Annotated in this window: 15 protein-coding genes; 12 read left to right on the top strand and 3 right to left on the bottom strand. The window is 48.0% G+C overall.

Annotated features, from left to right (window positions below):
• Nucleotides 1–10 precede the first annotated feature (10 nt).
• The 4 genes from TES5_RS07395 (at nucleotide 11) to TES5_RS07385 (ending at nucleotide 4,908) form a co-directional block, all read left to right on the top strand.
• Entirely contained in the window at nucleotides 11–1,504 is a 1,494-nt protein-coding gene (locus tag TES5_RS07395) for a glycoside hydrolase family 1 protein (RefSeq protein ID WP_068561230.1), read from the top strand.
• Nucleotides 1,505–1,670: 166 nt separating this feature from the next.
• Nucleotides 1,671–1,838 carry a hypothetical protein gene (locus tag TES5_RS15175; RefSeq protein ID WP_157080395.1) on the top strand — a complete coding sequence of 56 codons (168 nt, stop codon included), beginning with the start codon at nucleotides 1,671–1,673 and terminating at the stop codon, nucleotides 1,836–1,838.
• A gap of 633 nt (nucleotides 1,839–2,471) precedes the next feature.
• A complete protein-coding gene (locus tag TES5_RS07390; protein ID WP_068561229.1) occupies nucleotides 2,472–3,902 on the top strand; it encodes a 6-phospho-beta-glucosidase in 1,431 nt (476 codons plus the stop codon).
• 322 nt (nucleotides 3,903–4,224) lie between these two features.
• Nucleotides 4,225–4,908, top strand: coding sequence for an RraA family protein (locus TES5_RS07385; RefSeq protein ID WP_178137805.1), 684 nt, complete (start codon nucleotides 4,225–4,227; stop codon nucleotides 4,906–4,908).
• Between the two features lie 65 nt (nucleotides 4,909–4,973).
• On the opposite strand, the gene TES5_RS07380 is transcribed toward TES5_RS07385, so the two are convergent.
• Nucleotides 4,974–6,131 carry an ROK family transcriptional regulator gene (locus tag TES5_RS07380; protein ID WP_068561307.1) on the bottom strand — a complete coding sequence of 386 codons (1,158 nt, stop codon included), beginning with the start codon at nucleotides 6,129–6,131 and terminating at the stop codon, nucleotides 4,974–4,976.
• 337 nt (nucleotides 6,132–6,468) lie between these two features.
• On the opposite strand from TES5_RS07380, the gene TES5_RS07375 reads away from it, so the two are divergent.
• From TES5_RS07375 to TES5_RS07340, 8 genes are all read left to right on the top strand, one after another.
• Nucleotides 6,469–8,079: a glycoside hydrolase family 43 protein gene (locus tag TES5_RS07375; protein ID WP_068561228.1), complete on the top strand. Its 1,611-nt coding sequence runs from the start codon at nucleotides 6,469–6,471 to the stop codon at nucleotides 8,077–8,079.
• A 54-nt stretch (nucleotides 8,080–8,133) separates the two neighbouring features.
• Complete coding sequence (locus TES5_RS07370; protein WP_068561227.1) at nucleotides 8,134–9,639, top strand: sugar ABC transporter ATP-binding protein; 1,506 nt, start codon at nucleotides 8,134–8,136, stop codon at nucleotides 9,637–9,639.
• A 68-nt stretch (nucleotides 9,640–9,707) separates the two neighbouring features.
• Nucleotides 9,708–10,691, top strand: a complete 984-nt coding sequence (locus TES5_RS07365; RefSeq protein ID WP_068561226.1) for an ABC transporter permease — start codon at nucleotides 9,708–9,710, stop codon at nucleotides 10,689–10,691.
• A gap of 78 nt (nucleotides 10,692–10,769) precedes the next feature.
• The gene (locus TES5_RS07360; RefSeq protein WP_068561225.1) at nucleotides 10,770–11,828 is read left to right on the top strand and encodes a sugar ABC transporter substrate-binding protein; all 1,059 of its coding nucleotides are present in this window, start codon (nucleotides 10,770–10,772) and stop codon (nucleotides 11,826–11,828) included.
• Nucleotides 11,829–12,056: 228 nt separating this feature from the next.
• Nucleotides 12,057–13,364, top strand: coding sequence for a xylose isomerase (gene xylA, locus TES5_RS07355; protein ID WP_068561224.1), 1,308 nt, complete (start codon nucleotides 12,057–12,059; stop codon nucleotides 13,362–13,364).
• 25 nt (nucleotides 13,365–13,389) lie between these two features.
• Nucleotides 13,390–14,883 carry a xylulokinase gene (gene xylB / locus TES5_RS07350; RefSeq protein ID WP_068561223.1) on the top strand — a complete coding sequence of 498 codons (1,494 nt, stop codon included), beginning with the start codon at nucleotides 13,390–13,392 and terminating at the stop codon, nucleotides 14,881–14,883.
• A gap of 107 nt (nucleotides 14,884–14,990) precedes the next feature.
• On the top strand, nucleotides 14,991–17,372 hold the full coding sequence (locus TES5_RS07345) for a phosphoketolase family protein (protein WP_068561222.1): 2,382 nt from the start codon (nucleotides 14,991–14,993) through the stop codon (nucleotides 17,370–17,372).
• A gap of 487 nt (nucleotides 17,373–17,859) precedes the next feature.
• Nucleotides 17,860–18,957, top strand: coding sequence for a DgaE family pyridoxal phosphate-dependent ammonia lyase (locus TES5_RS07340; RefSeq protein WP_068561221.1), 1,098 nt, complete (start codon nucleotides 17,860–17,862; stop codon nucleotides 18,955–18,957).
• A 283-nt stretch (nucleotides 18,958–19,240) separates the two neighbouring features.
• Here TES5_RS07340 and TES5_RS07335 read toward each other — a convergent pair whose 3' ends face one another.
• Both TES5_RS07335 and TES5_RS07330 read right to left on the bottom strand, forming a co-directional pair.
• Nucleotides 19,241–20,869 carry a glycoside hydrolase family 13 protein gene (locus TES5_RS07335; protein WP_068561220.1) on the bottom strand — a complete coding sequence of 543 codons (1,629 nt, stop codon included), beginning with the start codon at nucleotides 20,867–20,869 and terminating at the stop codon, nucleotides 19,241–19,243.
• Nucleotides 20,866–22,491: a glycoside hydrolase family 13 protein gene (locus TES5_RS07330; RefSeq protein ID WP_068561219.1), complete on the bottom strand. Its 1,626-nt coding sequence runs from the start codon at nucleotides 22,489–22,491 to the stop codon at nucleotides 20,866–20,868. The genes TES5_RS07335 and TES5_RS07330 overlap by 4 nt, the downstream gene beginning before the upstream one ends.
• Nucleotides 22,492–22,522 lie beyond the last annotated feature (31 nt).

The following is a 22,522-nucleotide window of genomic DNA, read 5'->3' as shown; positions in this document are numbered from 1 at the left end:
AGGGGACATCATAATGAAAAGTTACTATCCGGAAGGATTTCTCTGGGGCGGCGCCATCGCCGCCAACCAGGCGGAAGGTGCCTGGAACGTGGACGGAAAGGGCATGTCGGTAGCCGATGTCGCCCGTTTCAAACCAAGCATCTCAGTAGAGGACTACAAATCGCAATGGCACGTTTCCTTGGAGGACATCGCCATCGCGAAGGAGACCGATGATGTCGTTTATTATCCGAAAAGAAGGGGCATAGACTTCTTCCACCGCTACAAGGAGGACATCGCTTTGTTCGCTGAAATGGGCTTCAAGGTGCTGCGCGTTTCGATCGCCTGGACGCGGATTTTCCCGAACGGAAACGAAGCGGAGCCGAACCAGAAAGGCCTGGACTATTACCGCGACCTGCTGGAAACACTGCGGGCGCACAATATCGAGCCGTTGGTGACGCTGTCGCATTATGAAATGCCGCTCTATCTGGTGGAAAATTATGACGGCTGGGTTTCGCGTGAGGTCGTCGGTTTCTTCACCAAATTCAGCGAGACGGTCTTCCGTGAGTACAAGGATCTGGTGACCTACTGGCTCTCCTTCAACGAAATCGACAGCGTCTTCCGCCACCCATTCACGACGGTCGGTGTGATCGAAGAAAAATACGCCGACAAAAAAGCCGCTGAAGAAGCCATCTACCAAGCGCTGCACCACCAGTTCGTGGCCAGTGCGCAAGCGACCAAGCTGTTGCGCGAAATCATCCCGAGTGCGCAGATGGGCGCGATGCTGACGAAGACGATGACCTATGCGGAAACCTGCGATCCGGATGAGGTGCTGATGGCGCAAAAAGCCAACCGCGACAACCATTTCTATGCGGATGTGCAGATTTTCGGGGAATATCCGAAGCATGTATTGAACTACTTCGAAGAGAACGGCTTCCAGATCGCTTGGACCGACGAAGACCTGCAGCTGTTGAAGGATTACACTGTCGACTTCCTTTCCTTCAGCTACTACATGTCGATGGTCGTGTCAAAAAACGCGGCCCAACGTGAAAAAGTCGGGGGAAACCTGATGACCGGCGTGAAGAATCCGTATCTGAACATCTCCGAGTGGGGCTGGCAAGTCGATCCGGTCGGGTTGCGCATTTCCCTGATCGACCTCTATGACACGTACCGCCTTCCGCTGTTCGTCGTCGAGAACGGCATCGGCTCGACCGATATGCTGACCGCAGACGGCACCGTCGAGGACGATTACCGGATCGCTTATTTCCGCGACCATTTCGAACAGATGAACTTGGCCATCAAGGACGGCGTCGAACTGATGGGGTACACAAGCTGGGGCTGTATCGACATCGTCAGCGCTTCGACTTCCCAGATGACGAAACGCTACGGCTTCATCTATGTGGATGCCGACGATCTAGGCAACGGCACCTACAACCGCTTCAAAAAGAAATCCTTCCATTGGTACAAGGATGTCATCGAAACGAACGGAGCCAGCCTGTACACTGAACTGCAGCCTGCAACAAAATAATCACGAGAACCATATCGTGTGGCGCGACATGCCATCCGATATGGTTTTTGTACGTTTGGAAAAATTGTACAGCCGCTCGGATGGGCGTATAATCGAGTTGAGGAAACTATCTGATAACACAATTGTGATGTGCGTCTGTTCTGGTACAGAAAAGAGGGAAAACAGTATGAAGAATCGATTTCTTCCGCAAACGTCCAAAGGCAAATGGTCCGTGAGTTTATTTGCTGCTTTCCTTGTGCTGGGGATTGCAGGGAACCGGATTTCCAACGCGACAGTAAATGCCATCGAATATCCCAATCCGATCAACAGCCCCTTGTTGGGGAGCGTGATCTAGCTTGCTTTTACGGCTGCGATATTGGCTTCGCTGATGGGAATCCTGGCCGTAAAGAAGGATCATGAGCGCTCGCTTCTGGTGTTCCTGTTGATACCGATCGGCCTGTTCTTTTTGGTCGCCATCGTGGGGTTTATGATTGCGAATCTGATCGGCCCGCCGGACTGATAAGACAGCTAAGGTGCTCTTCATCGGGGCGCCTTTTTGTTTGGGGATGTGGATGCGCTCCAAATATTCGGGAATATCGCTTTTACTCCGCTAGCTCAACTCCGGTGAGCGGATGCTGGCCGGAGTTGGACGTCTTGCGGGCATCTGTCCTCCGGCGAAGCCGCCGTGGTAGGAGGTGATGATCTTTTTGGAACTCCTCCTCCGGCAGAGGGGTGCTCACCGGAGAAAACCACGCTATGCTTTCCTGAGCCGGACGACCTTGCCGCGTCTTTGACTGTGAATCCGCAATAATTAGATTTCTTGTCCAACAATATTTACATTTTCCATCCAAAAGTGATAGTATTATTAATGTAACCGATGCCGGGAAGGTCCAAATTAATGGTAGCGGTTGCTGGAAGCTTTTGCACAAGCGAAAGTGATGAACAGCTCATTCAATTATTCTGTATAAAAGATCAAGGAGGATGGCAAATGGCTTTAAGAAAAGACTTTTTATGGGGTGGCGCGACTGCTGCCAATCAATGTGAAGGTGGATATAACGAAGGTGGACGCGGTTTGGCGAACGTTGACGTTGTTCCTGTCGGCAAGGACAGAGGAGCCGTCATCACAGGGAAAATGAAAATGTTCGATTTTGACGATGAGCATTTCTATCCTGCGTTGGAAGCTATCGACATGTATCACCGCTATAAAGAAGACATCGCATTATTCGGCGAAATGGGCTTCAAAACTTACCGTTTATCGATCGCATGGACACGCATCTTCCCAAATGGAGACGAAACGGAGCCGAATGAAGAAGGGCTGCAATTCTACGAAGACCTGTTCAAAGAGTGCCATAAATATGGAATCGAGCCATTAGTGACAATCACGCATTTCGATTGCCCAATGCACCTGATCAAAGAATACGGTGGCTGGCGCAACCGTAAGATGGTCGGCTTCTATGAAAATCTGTGCCACGCCATCTTCAACCGCTACAAAGGTCTGGTTAAATATTGGTTGACTTTTAATGAAATCAACATGATTCTGCACGCGCCATTCATGGGTGCTGGTCTGTACTTCGAAGAAGGCGAAAACGAAGAGCAAGTCAAATTCCAATCTGCGCACCATGAGTTGGTTGCCAGCGCAATCGCTACCCGCATCGCGCATGAAGTGGATCCTGAAAACCAAGTGGGCTGTATGTTGGCCGCCGGGAACTACTATCCATATACGTGCGATCCTAAAGACGTCTTCAAAGCGCAAGAAGAAGACCGCGAAAACTACTTCTTCATCGATGTGCAATCACGCGGCGAATACCCTGCTTACGCGCTGAAAAAATTGGAGCGCGAAGGCATCGAAATCCAGATGGAGGAAGGCGACAAAGAAATCCTGAAAGCAAACACAGTCGATTTCATTTCCTTCTCCTACTATTCTTCACGCGTAGCTTCCGCTGATCCTGAAGTGAACGCAAAAACAGCAGGCAACATTTTTGAATCCGTGAAAAATCCTTATTTGGATGCGAGCGAGTGGGGATGGCAGATCGATCCTTTGGGCCTGCGCATCACGATGAATGCGATGTACGATCGCTACCAAAAACCATTGTTCATCGTTGAAAATGGCTTGGGAGCTGTCGATGTGCCGGACGAAAACGGCTATGTCGAAGACGATTACCGCATCGCCTACATGGCGGCGCATATCGAAGCCATGAAAGATGCTGTGAACTTGGATGGCGTCGATCTGTTGGGTTACACCAGCTGGGGCTGTATCGACCTTGTCAGCGCGGGAACAGGCGAAATGAAGAAACGTTACGGTTTCATCTACGTCGACCGCGACAACGAAGGCAACGGCACGCTGAAACGTACGAAGAAAAAATCCTTCGACTGGTACAAACAAGTCATCGCCAGCAACGGAGAAGATTTGTCCGTCTAAGGGAAAATTGGTTTGCTTGCTGACGCAAGCTGATAATGCATAAGACAAAAAAATAGCAGCAGCGAGGGAGAAAAATGCCTCGCTGCTGCTATTTTTTTGTCGTGTCCGCTGTCGGGGGGATTCTCCGGTGAAGGAGCTAAAATCCGACAATCTGATTGCGCACGGTCCAACGGATTCTTGTTTCGTCTGTCTGATTTGTCGGAAAAGTGTTTTTCCTTTGGTTTTCATGTCTCTATCATATATACAAAAAAACGTCTATTCTGATATGGTTGAGTCAACAATATACTTTTTTGGGAAAAATCAAAAAAATGGAGGCATGAACATGAGCGAGAACAAGCAAAGAATGGGCTTCAGAATCTACAAGGACATCCCCAGACCAACACCGGACCTGCTGGAAAGACTGAACAAATTTACTGTACCGGAATTGTGCGACGGGATGGATCTCTTCCGGGCAATGGATTATCACATTAAGCCGATGGTGACAACGCAAAAAATTATCGGGCCGGCCGTTACGCTGCAACTTACGCTCGGCGACAGCCTGATTGTGCCGAAAGCTTTGGAGGTAGCGCAACCGGGTGACATCATCGTCATCGATGCGAAAGGAAGTTGCAACAACGCTGTTTCGGGCGATAATCGCAGCCGGGTGGCCAAGGCGATTGGACTCGCCGGTGTCGTAATCGACGGTGCCTTCCGCGATATCGAAGAAAATGAAGCACTCGGCTTTCCGATCTACGCCCGGGCGAACACCTGCGGCAGAAGCACCAGGGGCGAGAAGGGGGAAGTCAATGTACCGATTTCCTGTGGCGGCGTGTCGGTGCGCCCCGGAGACATCATCGTCGGGGATCGTAACGGGGTCGTCGTGATTCCGTTGGAGCATGCCGAGGAAATCATCCAAGCAGCCCAAGAGCAGGTAGATAAGATGGAGGCGCAGATTGCCAAATTCGAGGCGACCGGACAGATCGTCCCGGACAGCCTGGAAGCGGAATTGAAAAGATTAGGCTACTAAAAAGAGACAACAACTCAAAATACAAAGACAAAACCACCTGTGCAGGGAGCGCAGGTGGTTTTGTCTTAGTTTTCGGTATTCATTTTCAGGTTTTGGATGTTCAGGAAATTTTGTGTGGACTTGGCCACACCCCCGAACAAGGTCGCTTTCCGCTTGAGCGAGCTGCTGATGACACGCGTATCGCACGAAAATTTACCTTTGAGGGCCCCTTTAAGGATGCTGATCAACTCAGGGATTTGCGAATAAATGGAACTGTTGATCACCACCAGATCGGGCTCGTAGATCACCGCCAGATTATTGACGGCGATGCTCAAATAATGCGCATTGCTCCGAAGTGTTTTTTGGACAACAGGATCGCCTTTTTTGTAGCGTTCGATCACTACGGACGAATTGATATCCGGCAACGCAAGCATCTGTACCAATTCGCTGTAGATGGCCTGGTGGGATGCGTACTGTTCGAGGCAACCGTCATTGCCGCAAGGACACTTCCGGCCATCAGGAGAGAGGATACTGTGGCCAATTTCACCGGCTATACCTTTTTTCCCGGTCCTCAGTTTCCCATTTTCGACAATTCCGGCTCCGATACCCGTATGGATGCTCAGGCTGACAACGCTGTCCGAAATGGATCCGAAAGTATATTCACCGAGCGCCGCCAGATTCGCTTCATTTTCCAAATATACATAAAAGGGATACATTTCTTCTAATTGAGCCTTCAGATCGCTCTGCAAAGTATAGTTGGGCGTAAAGATGATCTCTTCCTGATTGACGAGTCCGTGGATCGCAATGCAGACTCCGGTGATGCCGTGCGGCGTTTCCACAGCATGTTCAGTCAGTTTTTCAACCATTTCCGTGATGTAGGCGAGGACATTGTCGGAAGAAACTTTGATGTCTCTTATTTCGGATTCATGAAGGACCTTTCCATCAATGTAGGCGATGAGCCCTTCTACATAATTAGGTGCAACATCCAAGGAAAGGGTCAGTGCAGCTTTTCCATTGAAAGTGAGCATGATTGGCTTTCGGCCGCCGATCCTAGCTGCGTCGCCGATACGGTCTTCATGGATCAACTCGTCCTCCAACAGTTTCTTGGTGATTGCGGATACGGAAGCCTTGTTCAGGCCGGCAAGGACGGATAATTCAGCGCGGGAAATTTCTTTCTGGCTGATGATGGCATTCAAAATGGTTGCCTCGTTGTTTTCGCGGATCGTATATTTGCTGTGAATCAAAAAAACCACTCCTTCTTCCTTCGTAATCTATCATATATCTTCTGAAAGCGCTTGACAATAAAAAAACAATCATATATACTTATGCTCATGAGTTGGTTAAGTGCACTAACTCAAAATATTAGTAATGCAATTATATCATTTTTTAAGAGGGAAGGAAAGTAGGGAAAAAGTTTAACAAACTATGTGTCAAAAGTAGAAGACCTCATAACTCATAAAATCAGCCCATATTTGCTGCATGTGATTTGTAGTAGTGTTGGAGTGGTGAGGGTTACTTGCTTCATTGGAATGCCAAATTTTTTATTTAGAATACGGAAAGCTGAAAGGACGAAGTATATTTATGAAAATTATGAATCCGATATTAAGAGGATTTAATCCGGACCCTTCGATTATTCGTGTGGATGATACCTATTATATAGCAAATTCCACTTTTGAGTGGTTTCCTGGTGTTCAAATTCATGAATCAAAAGATTTGGTTCATTGGCAATTGATTGCACATCCGTTATCAACTATTGAATTATTAGATATGAAAGGAAATGCTGATTCTGGTGGTATTTGGGCACCAGATTTATCCTATGCAGATGGTAAATTTTGGTTAGTTTATACAGATGTAAAAGTGGTGAACGGTGCCTTTAAAGATTGCATCAACTATCTAACAACTGCTGAAAATATCAGTGGTCCTTGGAGTGCCCCAATCAAATTAAATGGTGTCGGTTTTGACGCTTCTCTTTTCCATGATGATGATGGCAGAAAATATCTGATTCAGATGGAATGGGATCATCGCGAGTATCACCATCAGTTTAACGGCATCAAATGTACAGAGTATTCTGTATCAGAACAGCGACTATTGCCGGAGACTTCAAAGATTATTTGGAGAGGTACGGATGTTAAGTTGGTTGAAGGACCGCATTTGTATAAATTATTCGGGAAGTACTATTTGTTCTGTGCGGAAGGCGGCACGACTTATACGCATCAAGAAGTTGTTGCGCGATCAGCCACTCTATTTGGTGAATATGAAGGTCAGCCTGAAACCTTTCTGACGGCATTTGCTCATCCGGACAATCCTCTGCAAAAATGTGGGCATGGAGCTCTGGTGGATACACCAGACGGAGAATGGTATTTTGCTCATTTGACTGGGAGACCTTGGCATCATGCTAATGAATCCAGCCATGATCCGCGCGGATGGTGCACTTTAGGAAGAGAGACTGCGATTCAGAAGGTAGATTGGTCTGAAGAGCAATGGCCCATGATTGTTGGCGGAAGACAAGGAAGCTTAGAAGTGGACGCACCAAAAAATGCAGCGCCGTTTGACTATCCGTCCAATTACCTGACGAAAGATGATTTTGATCAAGAGGGGTTAAACATTCACTTCAATACATTGCGTGTACCATTTACAGAGAAGATCGGGAAAATTGAGGATGGTCACCTTGTCTTGAAAGGATTGGGCAGCTTAGCCAATCAACATGAAAATTCGCTTATTGCCAGAAGATGGCAAGCATTCGAATTCGAAGCGGAAACAAAATTGAGTTATGACCCGACAACGTTCCAACAGATGGCTGGTTTGACAAATTATTACAATAGCCAACATTGGTCCATGATTCAGGTAACTTGGAATGAGGAAAACGGGCGTGTGATTGAAGTTACAGAAAACAACCAAGGTATTTTTACCAGTTATTTGAAGGAAAACGCAATCGTAGTGCCGCAAGAAGTTGAATATATCTATTTTAAAACGAAAGTTAATACGCACCACTATTTGTATGCGTATTCATTTGATGGCGAAAACTGGATAGATGTTCCCGTCAAATTGGATGCTAAGGTTTTATCGGATGATTATGTGAATCAAAGTTATGGCGGCTTCTTTACAGGGGCATTCGTTGGGATGGTCAATGTTGATTATTCGGGATACGAGCTGGAAGCGAAATTCGATTACTTTAGTTATGAAGAAAAATAAATGAATGCGATGAAAGTAAGCTGATTATTCTCTGAGGGAGGAGAAGAAAAAATAATGGAAGATGAGATTTTATTCTCAATGACCGGGATTGAGAAAAGTTTTGGTCCCGTTCATGTTTTAAAAAAGGCTCAACTTGAAGTACGCAAGGGTGAGATTCACGCATTTATGGGCGAGAACGGCGCGGGAAAGTCTACTTTGATGAACATTCTGGCAGGTTTGCTGGAAAAGGACGATGGTCATATTGTTTTTGAAGGAAAAGAGATTGAAAAAATGACTCCAGAACTGGCGACGGAGCTGGGAATCGGATTTGTGCATCAGGAACTTAATTTGGCGGAGGATGTATCTGTTGCGGAAAATATTTTTATCGGCCGATTGCCGTATACAAATAAATTTCTGGGGATCGTCAATTTTAAAAAGCTATACGAAGATACAGCTTATTGGTTGAACATGGTGGGTTCCAAAGTAAATCCGACAGATCTTGTGGGGGAGCTTTCCACCGCAAATAAGCAATTGATTGAAATTGCCAAAGCGTTGAGTTTGAATGCTAAAGTTATCATTTTTGATGAACCTACTACCTCTCTTTCGGATAAAGATGTAGAAGTGTTGTTTATTATTATCCGTCGTTTAAAAGAGAAGGGATTCTCAAGCATCTATATTTCTCATCGAATGAAAGAAATCTTTGAACTGGGAGAACGAATTACGATCATGCGCGATGGAGAGTACATTGCGACGGACTATGTAAAGAATTTAACCGAAGATCAAATTATTTCGATGCTTGTTGGACGGGAAATTAAGGATTTATATCCAAAACAACCTACAGAAATTGGCGCTCCTTACTTACAGGTTAAAAATCTGACAGATGGTTTGGGAAAAGTGAAAGATATCAGCTTCGAAGCAAGGCGCGGAGAAGTGTTAGGCTTTGCAGGTCTAGTGGGCAGTGGACGGACTGAAGCGATGCGCTTACTTTTTGGCGCTGATCGTGCAAAATCAGGAGAGATAACGATTGATAATCGTAACGTAACCATCAAGTCCCCAGTGGATGCCATCAAAAATGGAATCGGTTTACTGACTGAAGACAGAAAGCATCAAGGTCTTCTAGCGGGATTGTCGATCAAAGACAATATCACAATCACTAATCTGGACGAATTCCTTCTTGATGAGAAGCACCTGCATGAAATAGCCGCCAAATACGTCAAAGAAGTGAATATCAAGGTCAGCAATATTGAGAATCCAGTCTCAAGTTTATCTGGAGGTAATCAGCAGAAAGTAGTTTTGGCGAAATGGCTGAATACTGACAACCAAATCTACATTTTTGATGAACCTACAAAGGGAATTGATGTAGGGGCAAAATCAGAGATCTATTCAATTATTAATCAGCTTGCTCTTCAAGGGAAGACGATTTTGATTGTTTCTTCCGAAATCCCTGAATTATTGGGTATTTGTGATCGTGTTCATGTGTTTCACGAAGGAAAGATAAACGGCGAAATTGCTGTTTCTGACTATAGGAATAATAAAGACGAGGCACAAGAATTGATCATGAAATATGCAACTGCCAATTAATAAATCTGATCATCGGAAACAGTTGTCATCAAATCATAATTATTAGGGAATGATAGGAGAGCCAAATTATGGAAAATGAAATAAAGAAGATAGAAAAGAAAAAAATAGATTTAAAATCGTTATTTATGAACTATTCGGTATATCTGGTTTTGATCGTTTTAGTAGTATATTTTTCTATTGCAAACAGTGATTTTCTCACCTCATACAACATCGAAAACTTTTTGCAACAGATACCGCCTGTGGGTATTCTGACTGTTGCATATGCAATGATCCTCATTTGTGGGTATGTTGATTTGTCGATCGGGTATGTAGGGATGGCAGCTGGTATGATGGGCCTATTTGCTTCTAATATGGGTCTGCCGGCACCCGTCGTTATCCTAATCTCATTAGCTGTAGGTGCGACATTGGGTACCATGAATGCCCTATTGATCAAAAAATTTGATCTGCCTTCATTCATTTTGACCTTAGGGACAAGCTATGTGATCAAAGGGATGCTTGGTTTCTTTACGGATGAGCAGTTCATTGGCTCCGAGCAAGAGTGGTTCAACAAATTAGCCAAAACGCCTATTGGCACTGAGATGTTCAAAAGTAATGCGCTGATATTTTTTGTGATCATTGCGATTGCCGTCTTCATCATGAAAAAAACCCGTCTCGGGAAATATACCTATGCTGTAGGTTCCAATCAGGAGGCAGCGCGTCTTTCCGGAATCAATACGGATCTCCACATCGTTAAGATATTCATTATCGAAGGTATGTTGGCAGCGATTGCCGGCCTCTTGATTGTTTCGAACTTAAATGGTGGCGCTTCAAAAGATGCTAACGGATTGGATTTGTTTGCGATGGCAGCCGCAATAATGGGGGGAACTTCATTCAGTGGTGGTATTGGTACTATTGGTGGCGCAGTGGCAGGGATAATGACCTTACAAGTCTTCAAAAACGGATTGACTCTGATGGGAATGAATTCCTTCTTGCAGGATACCGTAACAGGTCTTGTCATCATTTTGTCCATCATTATCGATTATTTGAAACGAAGAGCAAGCCGGAATTCTTAATAAGTGATGCAAACTGCTTTATTTATTGATGGTGTTTAATGATTTAAAAAATAAAAAATTCAAAGGGGAAATTTTATCATGCTTAAGAAAAGAAAAACACTGCTTACTGGGATCTCAATTGCAACAATGTTATTACTGGGAGCTTGTGGTAATGAAAGCTCTACAGATGCAGATATGTCTAAAACTTTGTACTTTGTTCCTATCGTCGATACAGGAGCGTACTGGAATCCGATGAAAAAAGGGGCTGAAGATGCAGCTGAAGATTTGGGCTACACACTGGTGACCAAAACTTCTCCATCAGCTGAACCAAGTAAGAAGGAAAAACATATTGGATTCATCAAAGAAGCGACAGCGAAAGATGTGGCCGGGATTGCAGTTGCACCTATTGAGAAGAAGTCATTTGTTGATCCAATCGTAGCTGCAATGGATAAAGATATCCCTGTCATCACTTTTGATGCAGATTTAGAGAATGAAGCGGATCGTACAGCGTATGTCGGAACGGATAATGTGTCTGCCGGAAAAGAATTAGGCAAGCAGGCTGCGGAAGAAATGAAAGAAAAAGGCATAACAAGCGGATCCATTGCGATTGTTACTGTGGACGTCGCGCAACCGACTATGATCGACCGCGAAGCAGGTATTAAAGCGGGATTTGAAGAGGTCTATGGCGCAGAGGCGAGTAATTTCAAATTTTTAGCTACTATCCAGGATAATGATCAACCATCTGAGTCCAAGAAACAATTGGAAGGTTATATTTCGGCTAATAAAGACTTAGTAACCGTATTCTCATTGGGATCAGAAGGTCCTGACGTGGGCGTTATGAGTGCGATTGAATCACAAGGAAAGTCAGGAGAAATTCTGCACTATGGATTTGACTATACAGATACTTGGTTAAAAGGAATTGAAGACGGCCGCATCACTGCAATTGTTGACCAAGATGCATACCAAATCGGCTATCAGGTGATCGAGAACTTGGTGAAAGCAATCGATGGTGAAGAGATTGACAAGACAATTCCGATTGATGTGAAGTATGTTAAAGCTGCTGATTTGAAAGCTTACGGCGAAGAGAAAAGTAAAATAAAAACAGGATCGACTGATGATGCTGAAACGAAAGACTCTGAAACGAAAGATTCCGAATAATAAAAACTCTATATAACGCTTGGGAGATAACAGATAAGTTATCTCCCATTGCTATGGAGAAACAGGGTTGAACGAGCAGTGAATAAAAAAATAAAAATATAAGGAAAAAATACCTGAAAGCGTTTGACAAAGAAACGCTAATGGTTTATATTATATTTATGAGTTAGTTGTACGAACTAACTCAAGAGATAAATTAAAATAAGATAACATTTTTTAGGAGGAAAAGAAATGAGTTATTTTTCAACAGTAGATAAGATCAAATATGAAGGCGTTACCACAGAAAACCCAATGGCGTTCCGCCATTACAATCCGTCAGAAATGGTGATGGGGAAAACGATGAAAGAACACCTGCGCTTCGCGGTAGCATACTGGCATACAATGACGCAGGACGGTTCCGATCCTTTCGGAAGCCCTACAAACATCCGCACCTGGGCAGGTTCTACTCCGATGGAAACTGCAAAAAACCGTGTGGAAGCTTTCTTTGAAATCTTGGAAAAACTAGGCGTCGAATACTTCTGTTTCCATGATGTGGACATTGCACCAGAAGGCGATTCGCTGGAAGAATTCTTCAATAATATCGATGAAATCACGGATCTGATCAAAGCGAAGATGGATCAAACCGGCATCAAACTGTTGTGGAACACAGCAAACATGTTCTCCCACCCACGTTATGTGAACGGGGCAGCTTCCTCCAATAGCGCTGAAGTTTTTGCCTATGCGGCAGCGCAAGTGAAAAAAGGCTTGGACATCAGCAAGAAATTGGGCGGCGAAAACTATGTCTTCTGGGGCGGCCGTGAAGGCTACGAGTCTTTATTGAATACAGACATGAAATTCGAGCAGGACAATATTGCTCGTTTGTTCAAAATGGCAGTTGGATACGGCGAAAAAATCGGACACAAACCACAGTTCCTGATTGAACCAAAACCAAAAGAACCATCTAAGCACCAATATGACTTCGATGCTGCTACAACAATGGCCTTCATCCAAAAATATGGTTTGGAAGGCGACTTCAAACTGAACCTGGAAGCGAACCATGCGACATTGGCTGGACATACATTTGAGCATGAAATGAATGTGGCCCGTTGCTACGATGCGCTGGGATCGATCGATGCCAACCAAGGCGACATGCTGTTGGGCTGGGATACAGACGAATTCCCGACGAACATCTACGATACGACATTGGCTATGTATGAAATCCTTGAAAACGGTGGAATTGCGCCGGGCGGAATCAACTTCGATTCCAAAGTACGCCGCTCCTCATTCGAGATGGAAGATCTGTTGTTGGCACACATTGCCGGAATGGACACTTTTGCCCGCGGATTGAAAGCTGCTGCTAAGTTGAAAGAAGAACGCTTCTTCGACGATCTGAAAGACAAACGCTATGCCAGCTACAATGAAGGGATCGGCGCAAGAATCTTGTCGGATGAAGAAACTTTGGAATCATTGACAGAATATTCCCTTCAAAACGGAGACATCAAATTGGAATCAAGCCATCTTGAATTCGTCAAATCCCGTTTGAACGATTACTTGGTATAAACAGCGCAGAACAGGAGCAAAAATTATGGCGTATGTGTTAGGAATAGACTTGGGGACAAGTTCATTGAAGGGGTTGCTGCTGGATGAGCATGGCAAGGCAGTAGCTTCCGCACAGAAAGATTATCCGCTGATTCATCCAAAATCCGGCTACAGTGAGCAGGATCCAGGACAATGGATCCTGGCCTGCGAATATGTACTGGACAAGCTGAAGGCTGAAGTTGCAGACTTCACTGCACAACTGCAAGGAATCAGTTTCTCCGGCCAGATGCACAGTTTAGTTGTGCTGGATGAAGACAATAATGTCCTCCGCAATGCGATTCTGTGGAACGACGTCAGGACAACCAAACAGTGCAAGGTGATTACGGATGCCTGCGGGGATGAGTTGCTTGCGATCACGAAAAACATCGCGTTGGAAGGGTTCACTTTGCCGAAGATTCTGTGGATCCAGGAAAATGAGCCGGAAATCTGGGAAAAGGTGCGGCACATGCTGCTGCCGAAGGATTATCTGGGCTATTGGATGACCGGCACTATGCATATGGACTACTCGGATGCAGCCGGCACGCTGCTTCTGGATGTGGAAAAGAAAGAATGGTCCAAAGCCATTCTCGAAAAATTCCGCATCCCGGAAACCCATCTGCCTGAATTGATCGTCTCATCGGGCATGACCGGAAGCTTGCGATCGGAACTGGCAAACCGCTTCGGCTTTGAAAAGGAAGTGAAGATTTTTGCAGGTGGCGCGGATAACGCCTGCGCTGCAATCGGCGCCGGTATCGTGGATGCTGAGACAGGTATGGCCAGCATCGGCACGTCCGGCGTGTTCCTCGCATTCGAGGATTCCGCTGAGCAGGATTACCAAGGCAAACTGCACCTGTTCAATCACACCATTGAGAATGGCTACTACTCGATGGGCGTCACTTTGGCGGCGGGCCACAGTCTGAACTGGTTCAAAGATACGTTCGCGCCGGACAGCACGTTTGAAGAACTGCTTGAAGGCATGGATGCGATCAAACCGGGTGCAGATGGCTTGTTGTTCACCCCTTATATCGTCGGGGAACGCACGCCGCATGTCGACAGCCGGATCCGCGGCAGTTTCATCGGAATGGATACGAATCATACGATCAAACATTTTGGACGAGCGGTTCTGGAAGGAATCACCTTCTCCTTGAAGGATTCGCAAGTATTGATGGAGCAAGTGGCGGGCAAGTCCTTCAAGCGGATCGTTTCCGTCGGTGGAGGCGCCAAAAATCCGGATTGGCTGCAGATCCAAGCAGATGTTTTCGATGCCGAAATCGCCTGTCTGGAAGTCGAACAGGGACCTGGACTGGGCGCGGCAATGCTGGCTGCGGTCGGACTCGGATGGTTCCCGACAGTGACTGCTTGCGCGGACGTGTTTGTTTCCTATAAAGATGTCGTCCAACCGATTCCGGAAAACGTCGTAGCCTATGAAAAAGCCTACGCACTCTACACGCAAGTCTACGGAGCCACAAAAGAACTTTGTCATGAATTAATAAAAGAGTAATCTATCGATCGGTTTGACAGAAAATCGTCAAACCGATTTTTTAGAGGACATTTGTGAAAGTGTTCGCAAGCGTTTTCAATAATAAAAAATGAAAAGGAGTAATAAAAATGACTGCATTCGATTCAAAAGCGTATCTGGACAAGGTGGATGCCTTCTGGCGCGCCGCCAATTTCATCTCCGTGGGACAACTGTACCTGAAGGACAATCCTTTGCTGCAACGCCCGATCGAGGCAACCGATGTGAAGCTTCATCCGATCGGCCACTGGGGAACCATCTCCGGACAGAACTTCATCTATGCCCACTTGAACCGCGTCATCAACAAATATGATCTGAACATGTTCTATGTCGAAGGTCCGGGACATGGTGGCCAAGTCATGGTTTCGAACTCTTATCTGGACGGTTCTTACACAGAAATCTATCCGGAAATCACGGAAGATCTGGAAGGGTTGACGAAACTCTACAAACAATTCTCCTTCCCCGGCGGGGTCGCTTCCCATGCGGCACCGGAAACACCCGGCTCGATCCATGAGGGCGGCGAACTCGGCTATTCGCTTTCTCACGCGACCGGCGCTATCTTCGACAATCCGGAAGTGATCGCGGCGACTGTCGTCGGTGACGGGGAAGCTGAAACCGGTCCGTTGGCGGCTGGTTGGTTCTCCAATGTGTTCATCAATCCGGTCACGGATGGGGCTGTCTTGCCGATCCTGTACCTGAACGGCGGCAAAATCTCCAATCCGACGATCCTCGACCGTAAATCGAACGAAGAATTGACGCAGTACTTTAACGGCATGGGCTGGGAGCCGTTGTTCGTGGAAGGGACCGATCCGGAAGCGGTGCATCCGATCATGGCGCAAGTGTTGGATACGGCTGTCGAAAAAATCAAAGCGATCCAAACCGAAGCCCGTAAAGGCTCCGCAGCCGAAGCGAAGATGCCGGTTTGGCCGGTCATCATTTTCCGCACCCCGAAAGGCTGGACGGGTCCGCAAACATGGGACGGTGAACCGATTGAAGGCGGCTTCCGCGCTCACCAAGTGCCGATTCCGGTAGATGCGCATCATATGCAACACATCGATGCGCTGGTGGATTGGATGCAGTCCTACCGTCCGGAAGAGTTGTTCACTGCCGACGGCCAATTGGTGGCTGAGCTGAAAGAAATGGCACCGAAAGGCGACCGACGGATGGCTATGAATCCGGTCACGAACGGCGGAATCGATCCGAAACCGCTCAATATTCCGGATTGGAAGCAGTATGCCGTCGACACGACGACTCCGGGCGCAGTCATTGCCCAGGACATGATCGAGTTCGGTAACTTCGCGCGCGACCTGGTCGTGGACAATCCGGATAACTTCCGCATCTTCGGACCGGATGAAACCAAATCGAACCGCCTGAACAAAGTCTTCGAAGTGACGAACCGTGTCTGGATGGAAGCGATCGATCCTGCTTATGATGAATGGCTTTCACCGTCCGGCCGGGTCATCGATTCGCAGTTGTCCGAACACCAGGCCGAAGGCTTCCTCGAAGGGTATGTCCTGACCGGTCGCCATGGTTTCTTCGCAAGTTACGAGGCTTTCCTGCGCGTGGTGGACTCGATGATCACCCAACATTTCAAATGGTTGCGCAAAGCCAAAGAACAGACATGGCGCAAGCACTATCCGTCCTTGAATTTGATCGCGACTTCGACCGTGTTCCAACAGGACCACAATGGCTACACCCACCAAGATCCGGGTTTGTTGACGCACTTGGCTGAGAAGAAACCGGAATTCATCCGCGAATACTTGCCGGCGGATGCGAACTCCTTGATGGCCGTGATGGCGGAAACGATGGCTTCCGAGGAACAGATCAACCTGATCGTGTCTTCGAAACACCCGCGTCCACAATTCTACTCTGCGGAAGAAGCAGAAGTATTGGTGAAGGATGGCCTGAAAGTGATCGACTGGGCTTCGACTTGCGGAGACGAAGAACCGGATGTCGTGATCGCGGCAGCGGGAACGGAACCGAACTTGGAGGCACTTGCCGCCGTCACAATCCTGCACAAGCAGTTCCCGGCATTGAAGATCCGTTTCATCAACATCGTGGATCTTTTGAAACTGCGCCATCCGGATGTGGATCCGCGCGGCTTGAGCGATGAAGCCTTCGACGCCTATTTCACGGCCGACAAACCAGTCATCTTTGCTTTCCACGGTTTTGAAGGGTTGATCCGTGATATCTTCTTCGATCGCCACAACCATAACCTGCACATCCACGGCTACCGTGAGAACGGGGACATCACGACACCATTCGACATGCGCGTCTTGTCCGAGATGGACCGTTTCCACCTAGCGCAGGATGCGGCAAACGCCGTCTATGGCGAAGAAGCGTCTGCCTTCTCGCAACGGATGACGGAAACGGTGGACTTCCACCATAAGTTCATCCGCGAGAACGGCGAGGACATTCCGGAAGTGATGGAATGGAAATGGGAATCTTTGGAAGGTGCTGTTCCTCAGCGTTAAAGTAGGCCGACCTATTTGGTGAACGCAATCTCTGTCGACAAAGAGAACTATAAAGCTGAGCTGATCGATACGGAATGTTATACAGAAGCCGATTCAGCGCAATAAACGATAGGAACAAATGGAGGCTGCCTCATTTCGAGGCGGCCTTTCGTTGTTCTCCTCCGGTGAACGGAGGCTTTGCCGGAGCACGGCCCGCATTTTGAGTTGTGCTCCGAAGAGGACGGACTCGCAGGAGGAGAACCCGTAAGATACCGCTGAACTCCGGCGAGGGGAGCCTCACAGGAGGAGGGCATCGATTCAAATGGGCAACTCCAACAAACGAAATTTTGAAGATGATTGTACAGCAACGAATGGCTGATGTATGATGATGTTATACAACATTATCCAGGGAATCAGAATAGGACAGCCTACTTTTAGGGTCGGTGAAGGAAATCCGATAGCTGCAACGAATATCCAAGAATCCCTATTATTATTGGAGGACAATGCTATGACGGTCAGTTATGAGAAGTTTGATTTGAAGGAAGTTATCAATGCTTCCGGTCGGATGACGATTTTGGGTGTATCGAAAGTATCGCAAGCTGTTCTGGCTGCCCAACAATATGGGGGAGAACACTTTTTTGAGATGGAAGATTTGTCGGTGAAAGTCGGCGCTTATTTGGCTGATTTGCTCAAAGCGGAAGACGCCCAAGTTGTGTCTTCTGCTTCGGCGGGTATCGCCCAATCCGTGGCAGGCGTCATCGGCAAAGGCAGTTTATTTCATGCCTACCATCCTTATGCAGAAACAATCACGCAACGGGAAATTATTTTGCCCAAAGGCCATAATGTGGATTACGGTACCCCGGTTGAAGTCATGGTTCAGCAAGGAGGCGGCAAAGTCATTGAAGCGGGATACGCAAACATGTGCACCCCGGAACACGTGGAAATGCTGATTACCAAGGAAACGGCGGCCCTGCTTTATGTCAAAAGCCACCATACCGTGCAGAAAAGCATGCTGACGGTGGACGAAATGGTGGCAGTGGCCCGAAAGTACGACTTGCCGGTGATCGTCGACGCCGCAGCGGAAGAAGATTTATTCGGCTATTACGCAGCGGGGGCGGACTTGGTGATCTATTCAGGAGCCAAAGCAATCGAGGGCCCGAGCGCCGGCTTGGTCGTCGGCAAAAAAAGCGCGGTTGAATGGGTGCGGCTGCAAGGTAAGGGGATTGGCCGAGCCATGAAGATCGGCAAAGACAATATTCTGGGGTTTGCCCAAGCCGTGGAAGATTATCTGGCTAATGGCAGCGAAAGCGGCGAATCGATGAAGGCGCGTCTAGTGCCCTTTATCGAAGCGGTCAATCAAATTCCCGCTTTGCAAGCCACTGTCGTGCAGGACAGTGCCGGCAGGGAGATCTATCGGGGCAGTGTCAAGGTGTCTGGAGAAATAGATGCCAAAGAAGTCATCCGTCAGTTAAAAACGCAAAATCCGGCGATCTATACGCGCGAATATCAAGCCAATAACGGCATTATCGAGTTTGATATCCGTTCCATCAACCAAACGGAAATGATGAAGATTGTGCAGCGGTTGCGGGAAATTTTGGGAGAATGATGAAAAAGTGATTCCCACCGTTTATTACCAGAAAGACAAAAACAAACAGCGAATGGACAACCTATTGTAGGCGTTCCATTCGCTGTTTGTTTTTTGTGGCACTCGATTGTCCTCCTCCGGCGAACGTAGGCTTTGCCGGAGGTCGGCCCACATTCAGGGGACTGTGCTCCGACTAGGACAGGCTCTCAGGAGAAGCGCCTGCAAATTACCGCTGTCCGCCGGTGTGGGAACCCTCACCGGAGCAGGGCACCCAATCCGTCGCGCAACTCCGATAAGCAGGCAATCAGCCGATTTCCTCAAACACCCAAGCATCGTAGGGCTGCATCTGCAGCCGCTTTGCAACAGCAGGCATGTCCGCTGTATTGGTCGACAGCAACTGCCATTTTTTGTTGGCAACCCGTGTCGGCAGATCGACTTGGCAAGGGTTGCGGCTCAGGTTCGTCAGCACGAGCACCTGTTTTGTGTCCGATTTCCGCAGATAGGCAAAGACTTGCGGATGATTTTTCAGAATCAGTTCGAACGTTCCCTCGGCGTAGACGGGCTGCGCCTTCCGCAACCGGATCAGGTGCTTGTAATGGCTCAAAACGGACTGCTCGTCCTTTTCCTGATCAAAAATATTCACCTGCGTGGTGTTCGCATTGACGGCCATCCAGGGCAGCAGCTCGGAAAAGCCGCCGAACATGCCGCCTTCCCACTGCAACGGAGTGCGCGAATGGTCCCGCGTCCAATGGGTTACGTTCCGCAATGCTTCTTCCGGCGAGGAACCTTTGTCCAATAACAAACGATAGAGATTGTGCGAATCTTGGGCGTCGACTTGCTCCATCGATTCGAAAGCGAAGTTGGTCATGCCGATTTCCTGACCTTGATAGATGAAGGGCGTCCCTTTCAGCAGCATGTACATCGTCGCGATCGCTTTGGCGGATTTGGGCGATTCGTCCCCCAGAATCGAAGCGATCCGCGGATTGTCGTGGTTCTCCACGTACAGGGCGTTCCATCCGTTCGCCCCCAAATCCTTTTGCCAACGCGAAAGCACCTTTTTGAACCCCAACAGATTGAGCCGTTCCGCACCCGGTTGGCCTTCGCGCACATTATGCTCTAACTCGAAGATCATGTTCAGATAGCCGTCTTCTTTGGTCCAATGCACCGCTTTTTTGCTGGAAACGCCGCTTGCTTCGCCGACTGTCATGATCGGGTAGGCATCAAAAATTTCCTTCAGCTCCTGCATATAGACTTCGATCCCCGCGACGTTCATGAAAGGAGCCCAAGGATTATCGGTGATTCTGAAATCCCAGGGTTCTTTCTGGATATGGCTGATTGCATCCAAACGGAAGCCGTCGATCCCCAAGTCCAGCCACCAGCGGATCATCCGGTAGATTTCTTCCCGCACTTGCGGATTTTTCCAGTTCAGATCGGGCTGTTCCGGCGCAAAGACATGGAAATAGGCCTGGCCCGAGTTGTCATCGTAAGTCCAGGTCGAGCCGCCGAAGAAGCTTTGCCAAGCGTTCGGCAGCTTGTTTTCCGTGGCATCCGCCCACAAATAATAGTCGCGGTAAGGATTGTCTTTGCCTTTTTTTGCTTCCAGAAACCAAGGATGCTGGTCGCTCGTATGGTTCACCACCAGATCCATGATGATTTTGATGCCTGCAGCATGGGCTTTGCCCAACAGTTCCTCGAAATCGGCCATCGTCCCGAAATCGGGATGGATGTCCTGATAATCGGAAATGTCATAGCCGTTGTCGACATTCGGCGAAGCGTAAACAGGGTTCAGCCAGATGAAATCCACGCCCAATGATTGCAGATAGGGTAGTTTTTCGATGATTCCCTGCAAGTCGCCGATGCCGTCGTGGTTGGCGTCCCGGAAACTCCGGGGATAAATCTGATAGCCTACTGCATTTTTCCACCATCTGCTCATGCGCTCACCTTCACCACGAAAGCTTGCCAAGGCTTCAGTTGGAGGTCCTTCAAACTGGTAATCTCATTCCCGTCATTCTGGATGATCACTTCGGCTATCTCGTCTTCAGCCGAGAACGGTTGCGCGGCATCAGAGAAGTTGGCCACGACTAGCCTGCGTTCGCCTTCGTATTCCCGGTAATAGCTGATGACTTCGTCGACCGTATCGACCAGCTCGAATTCGCCCCAAATTATAATTGGGTTTTCTTTGCGCAAGCGGATCAGTTTTTGGTAGGTATAAAAAATCGAATCCGGATCGGCCAAAGCAGCTTCTGCATTGATGACCGGATAATTTTTGTTCACGGCAATCCAAGGGGTGCCTGTCGTAAATCCGCCGTGGGAAGAAGCGTTCCACTGCATCGGGCGGCGGGCATTGTCGCGGCCTTTGGCATTGATGGAAGCCAGGATATCTGCTTCGGAATAGCCTTTCGCCAAGCGCTCGTTGTACATGTTGAGCGTTTCGATGTCCCTTGCTTCGGCAATATCAGTGATCGGCGTATTGGTCATGCCGATCTCTTCGCCTTGATAGATGTAGGGCGTGCCTTTCATCATGTGCAACAGGATCGCTAGCATTTTCGCGCTCTCCGAACGGTATTCCTGGTCATTTCCCCAGCGCGAAAGCATCCGCGGCAAATCGTGGTTGTTCCAGAACAGGGAATTCCAGCCGTCGTGCCCGAGTTCGGTCTGCCATTTCGCCAGAATCCGTTTCAGTTCGGCGACTTTCATCGGCTGCAGATCCCATTTCTCGCCGTTCGATTTTTGGTCCAGGCCGATATGTTCGAATTGGAAAACCATCGACAGTTCGTTGCGCTCAGGAGCAGAGTACAGTTTGGCGATTTCCGGGGTCGCTCCCCAGGTTTCGCCGACGGTCAGCAGGTCGTGGTTGCCGAAAGTCGCTTGCTGCATTTCCTGCAGGAATTCATGCAGCTGCGGTCCGTTGCCGGTGATGCCTTTCTCGGGGATTTTTCCGATCAGGTCGATGACATCCATGCGGAAGCCGCCGATGCCTTTAGCGATCCAGCGATTCATCATCGCGTAGATTTCCTGGCGCATTTTTGGATTCTGCCAGTTCAGGTCCGGCTGTTTTTTGCTGAAAAGATGCAAGTAATATTGACCGCTCGCCGCATCCCATTCCCAGGCCGGTCCGGAGAAGGCGGAGCCCAATCCGTTCGGAACGCCGCCGTCCGCGGCAGGATCAGCCCAGACGTAATAGTCGCGGTATGGATTGTCTTTGCCTTTTTTTGCTTCGACAAACCAGGCGTGCTCGTCCGAAGTATGATTGACCACCAGATCCATCACTACTTTGATGTTGCGCTTGTCGGCTTCCGCGATAAAATGCTCCATCTCTTCCATCGTGCCGAACTCGTCAAGGATGGCTTCGTAGTCGGCAATATCATAGCCGTTGTCGTCGTTCGGCGACTGGTAGACAGGCGAAAGCCAAATCGCTCCGATACCCAATTTTTCCAGATAATCCAATTTTTCGGTCATGCCGGCGATATCACCGATGCCGTCGCCGTTGCTGTCCCTGAAGCTCCGCGGATAGACCTGATACACGACAACCTCTTGCCACCAATGTTTTTTCATGCTGCAACCTCATCTCTTATTAATTCTAAAT

The sequence above is a fragment of the Trichococcus sp. ES5 genome, assembly GCF_900067165.1.
Taxonomy (GTDB): domain Bacteria; phylum Bacillota; class Bacilli; order Lactobacillales; family Aerococcaceae; genus Trichococcus; species Trichococcus flocculiformis.
This window is presented reverse-complemented; position numbering and strand designations above follow the sequence as displayed.

Excerpts from the sequence above, each read along its gene's own strand:
- TES5_RS15175 (WP_157080395.1), top strand. The coding sequence starts at position 1,671 with ATGAAGAATCGATTTCTTCCGCAAACGTCCAAAGGCAAATGGTCCGTG.
- TES5_RS07390 (WP_068561229.1), top strand. The coding sequence starts at position 2,472 with ATGGCTTTAAGAAAAGACTTTTTATGGGGTGGCGCGACTGCTGCCAAT.
- TES5_RS07385 (WP_178137805.1), top strand. The coding sequence starts at position 4,225 with ATGAGCGAGAACAAGCAAAGAATGGGCTTCAGAATCTACAAGGACATC.
- TES5_RS07375 (WP_068561228.1), top strand. The coding sequence starts at position 6,469 with ATGAAAATTATGAATCCGATATTAAGAGGATTTAATCCGGACCCTTCG.
- TES5_RS07370 (WP_068561227.1), top strand. The coding sequence starts at position 8,134 with ATGGAAGATGAGATTTTATTCTCAATGACCGGGATTGAGAAAAGTTTT.
- TES5_RS07365 (WP_068561226.1), top strand. The coding sequence starts at position 9,708 with ATGGAAAATGAAATAAAGAAGATAGAAAAGAAAAAAATAGATTTAAAA.
- TES5_RS07360 (WP_068561225.1), top strand. The coding sequence starts at position 10,770 with ATGCTTAAGAAAAGAAAAACACTGCTTACTGGGATCTCAATTGCAACA.
- xylA (WP_068561224.1), top strand. The coding sequence starts at position 12,057 with ATGAGTTATTTTTCAACAGTAGATAAGATCAAATATGAAGGCGTTACC.
- xylB (WP_068561223.1), top strand. The coding sequence starts at position 13,390 with ATGGCGTATGTGTTAGGAATAGACTTGGGGACAAGTTCATTGAAGGGG.
- TES5_RS07345 (WP_068561222.1), top strand. The coding sequence starts at position 14,991 with ATGACTGCATTCGATTCAAAAGCGTATCTGGACAAGGTGGATGCCTTC.
- TES5_RS07340 (WP_068561221.1), top strand. The coding sequence starts at position 17,860 with ATGACGGTCAGTTATGAGAAGTTTGATTTGAAGGAAGTTATCAATGCT.
- TES5_RS07335 (WP_068561220.1), bottom strand. The coding sequence starts at position 20,869 with ATGAGCAGATGGTGGAAAAATGCAGTAGGCTATCAGATTTATCCCCGG.
- TES5_RS07330 (WP_068561219.1), bottom strand. The coding sequence starts at position 22,491 with ATGAAAAAACATTGGTGGCAAGAGGTTGTCGTGTATCAGGTCTATCCG.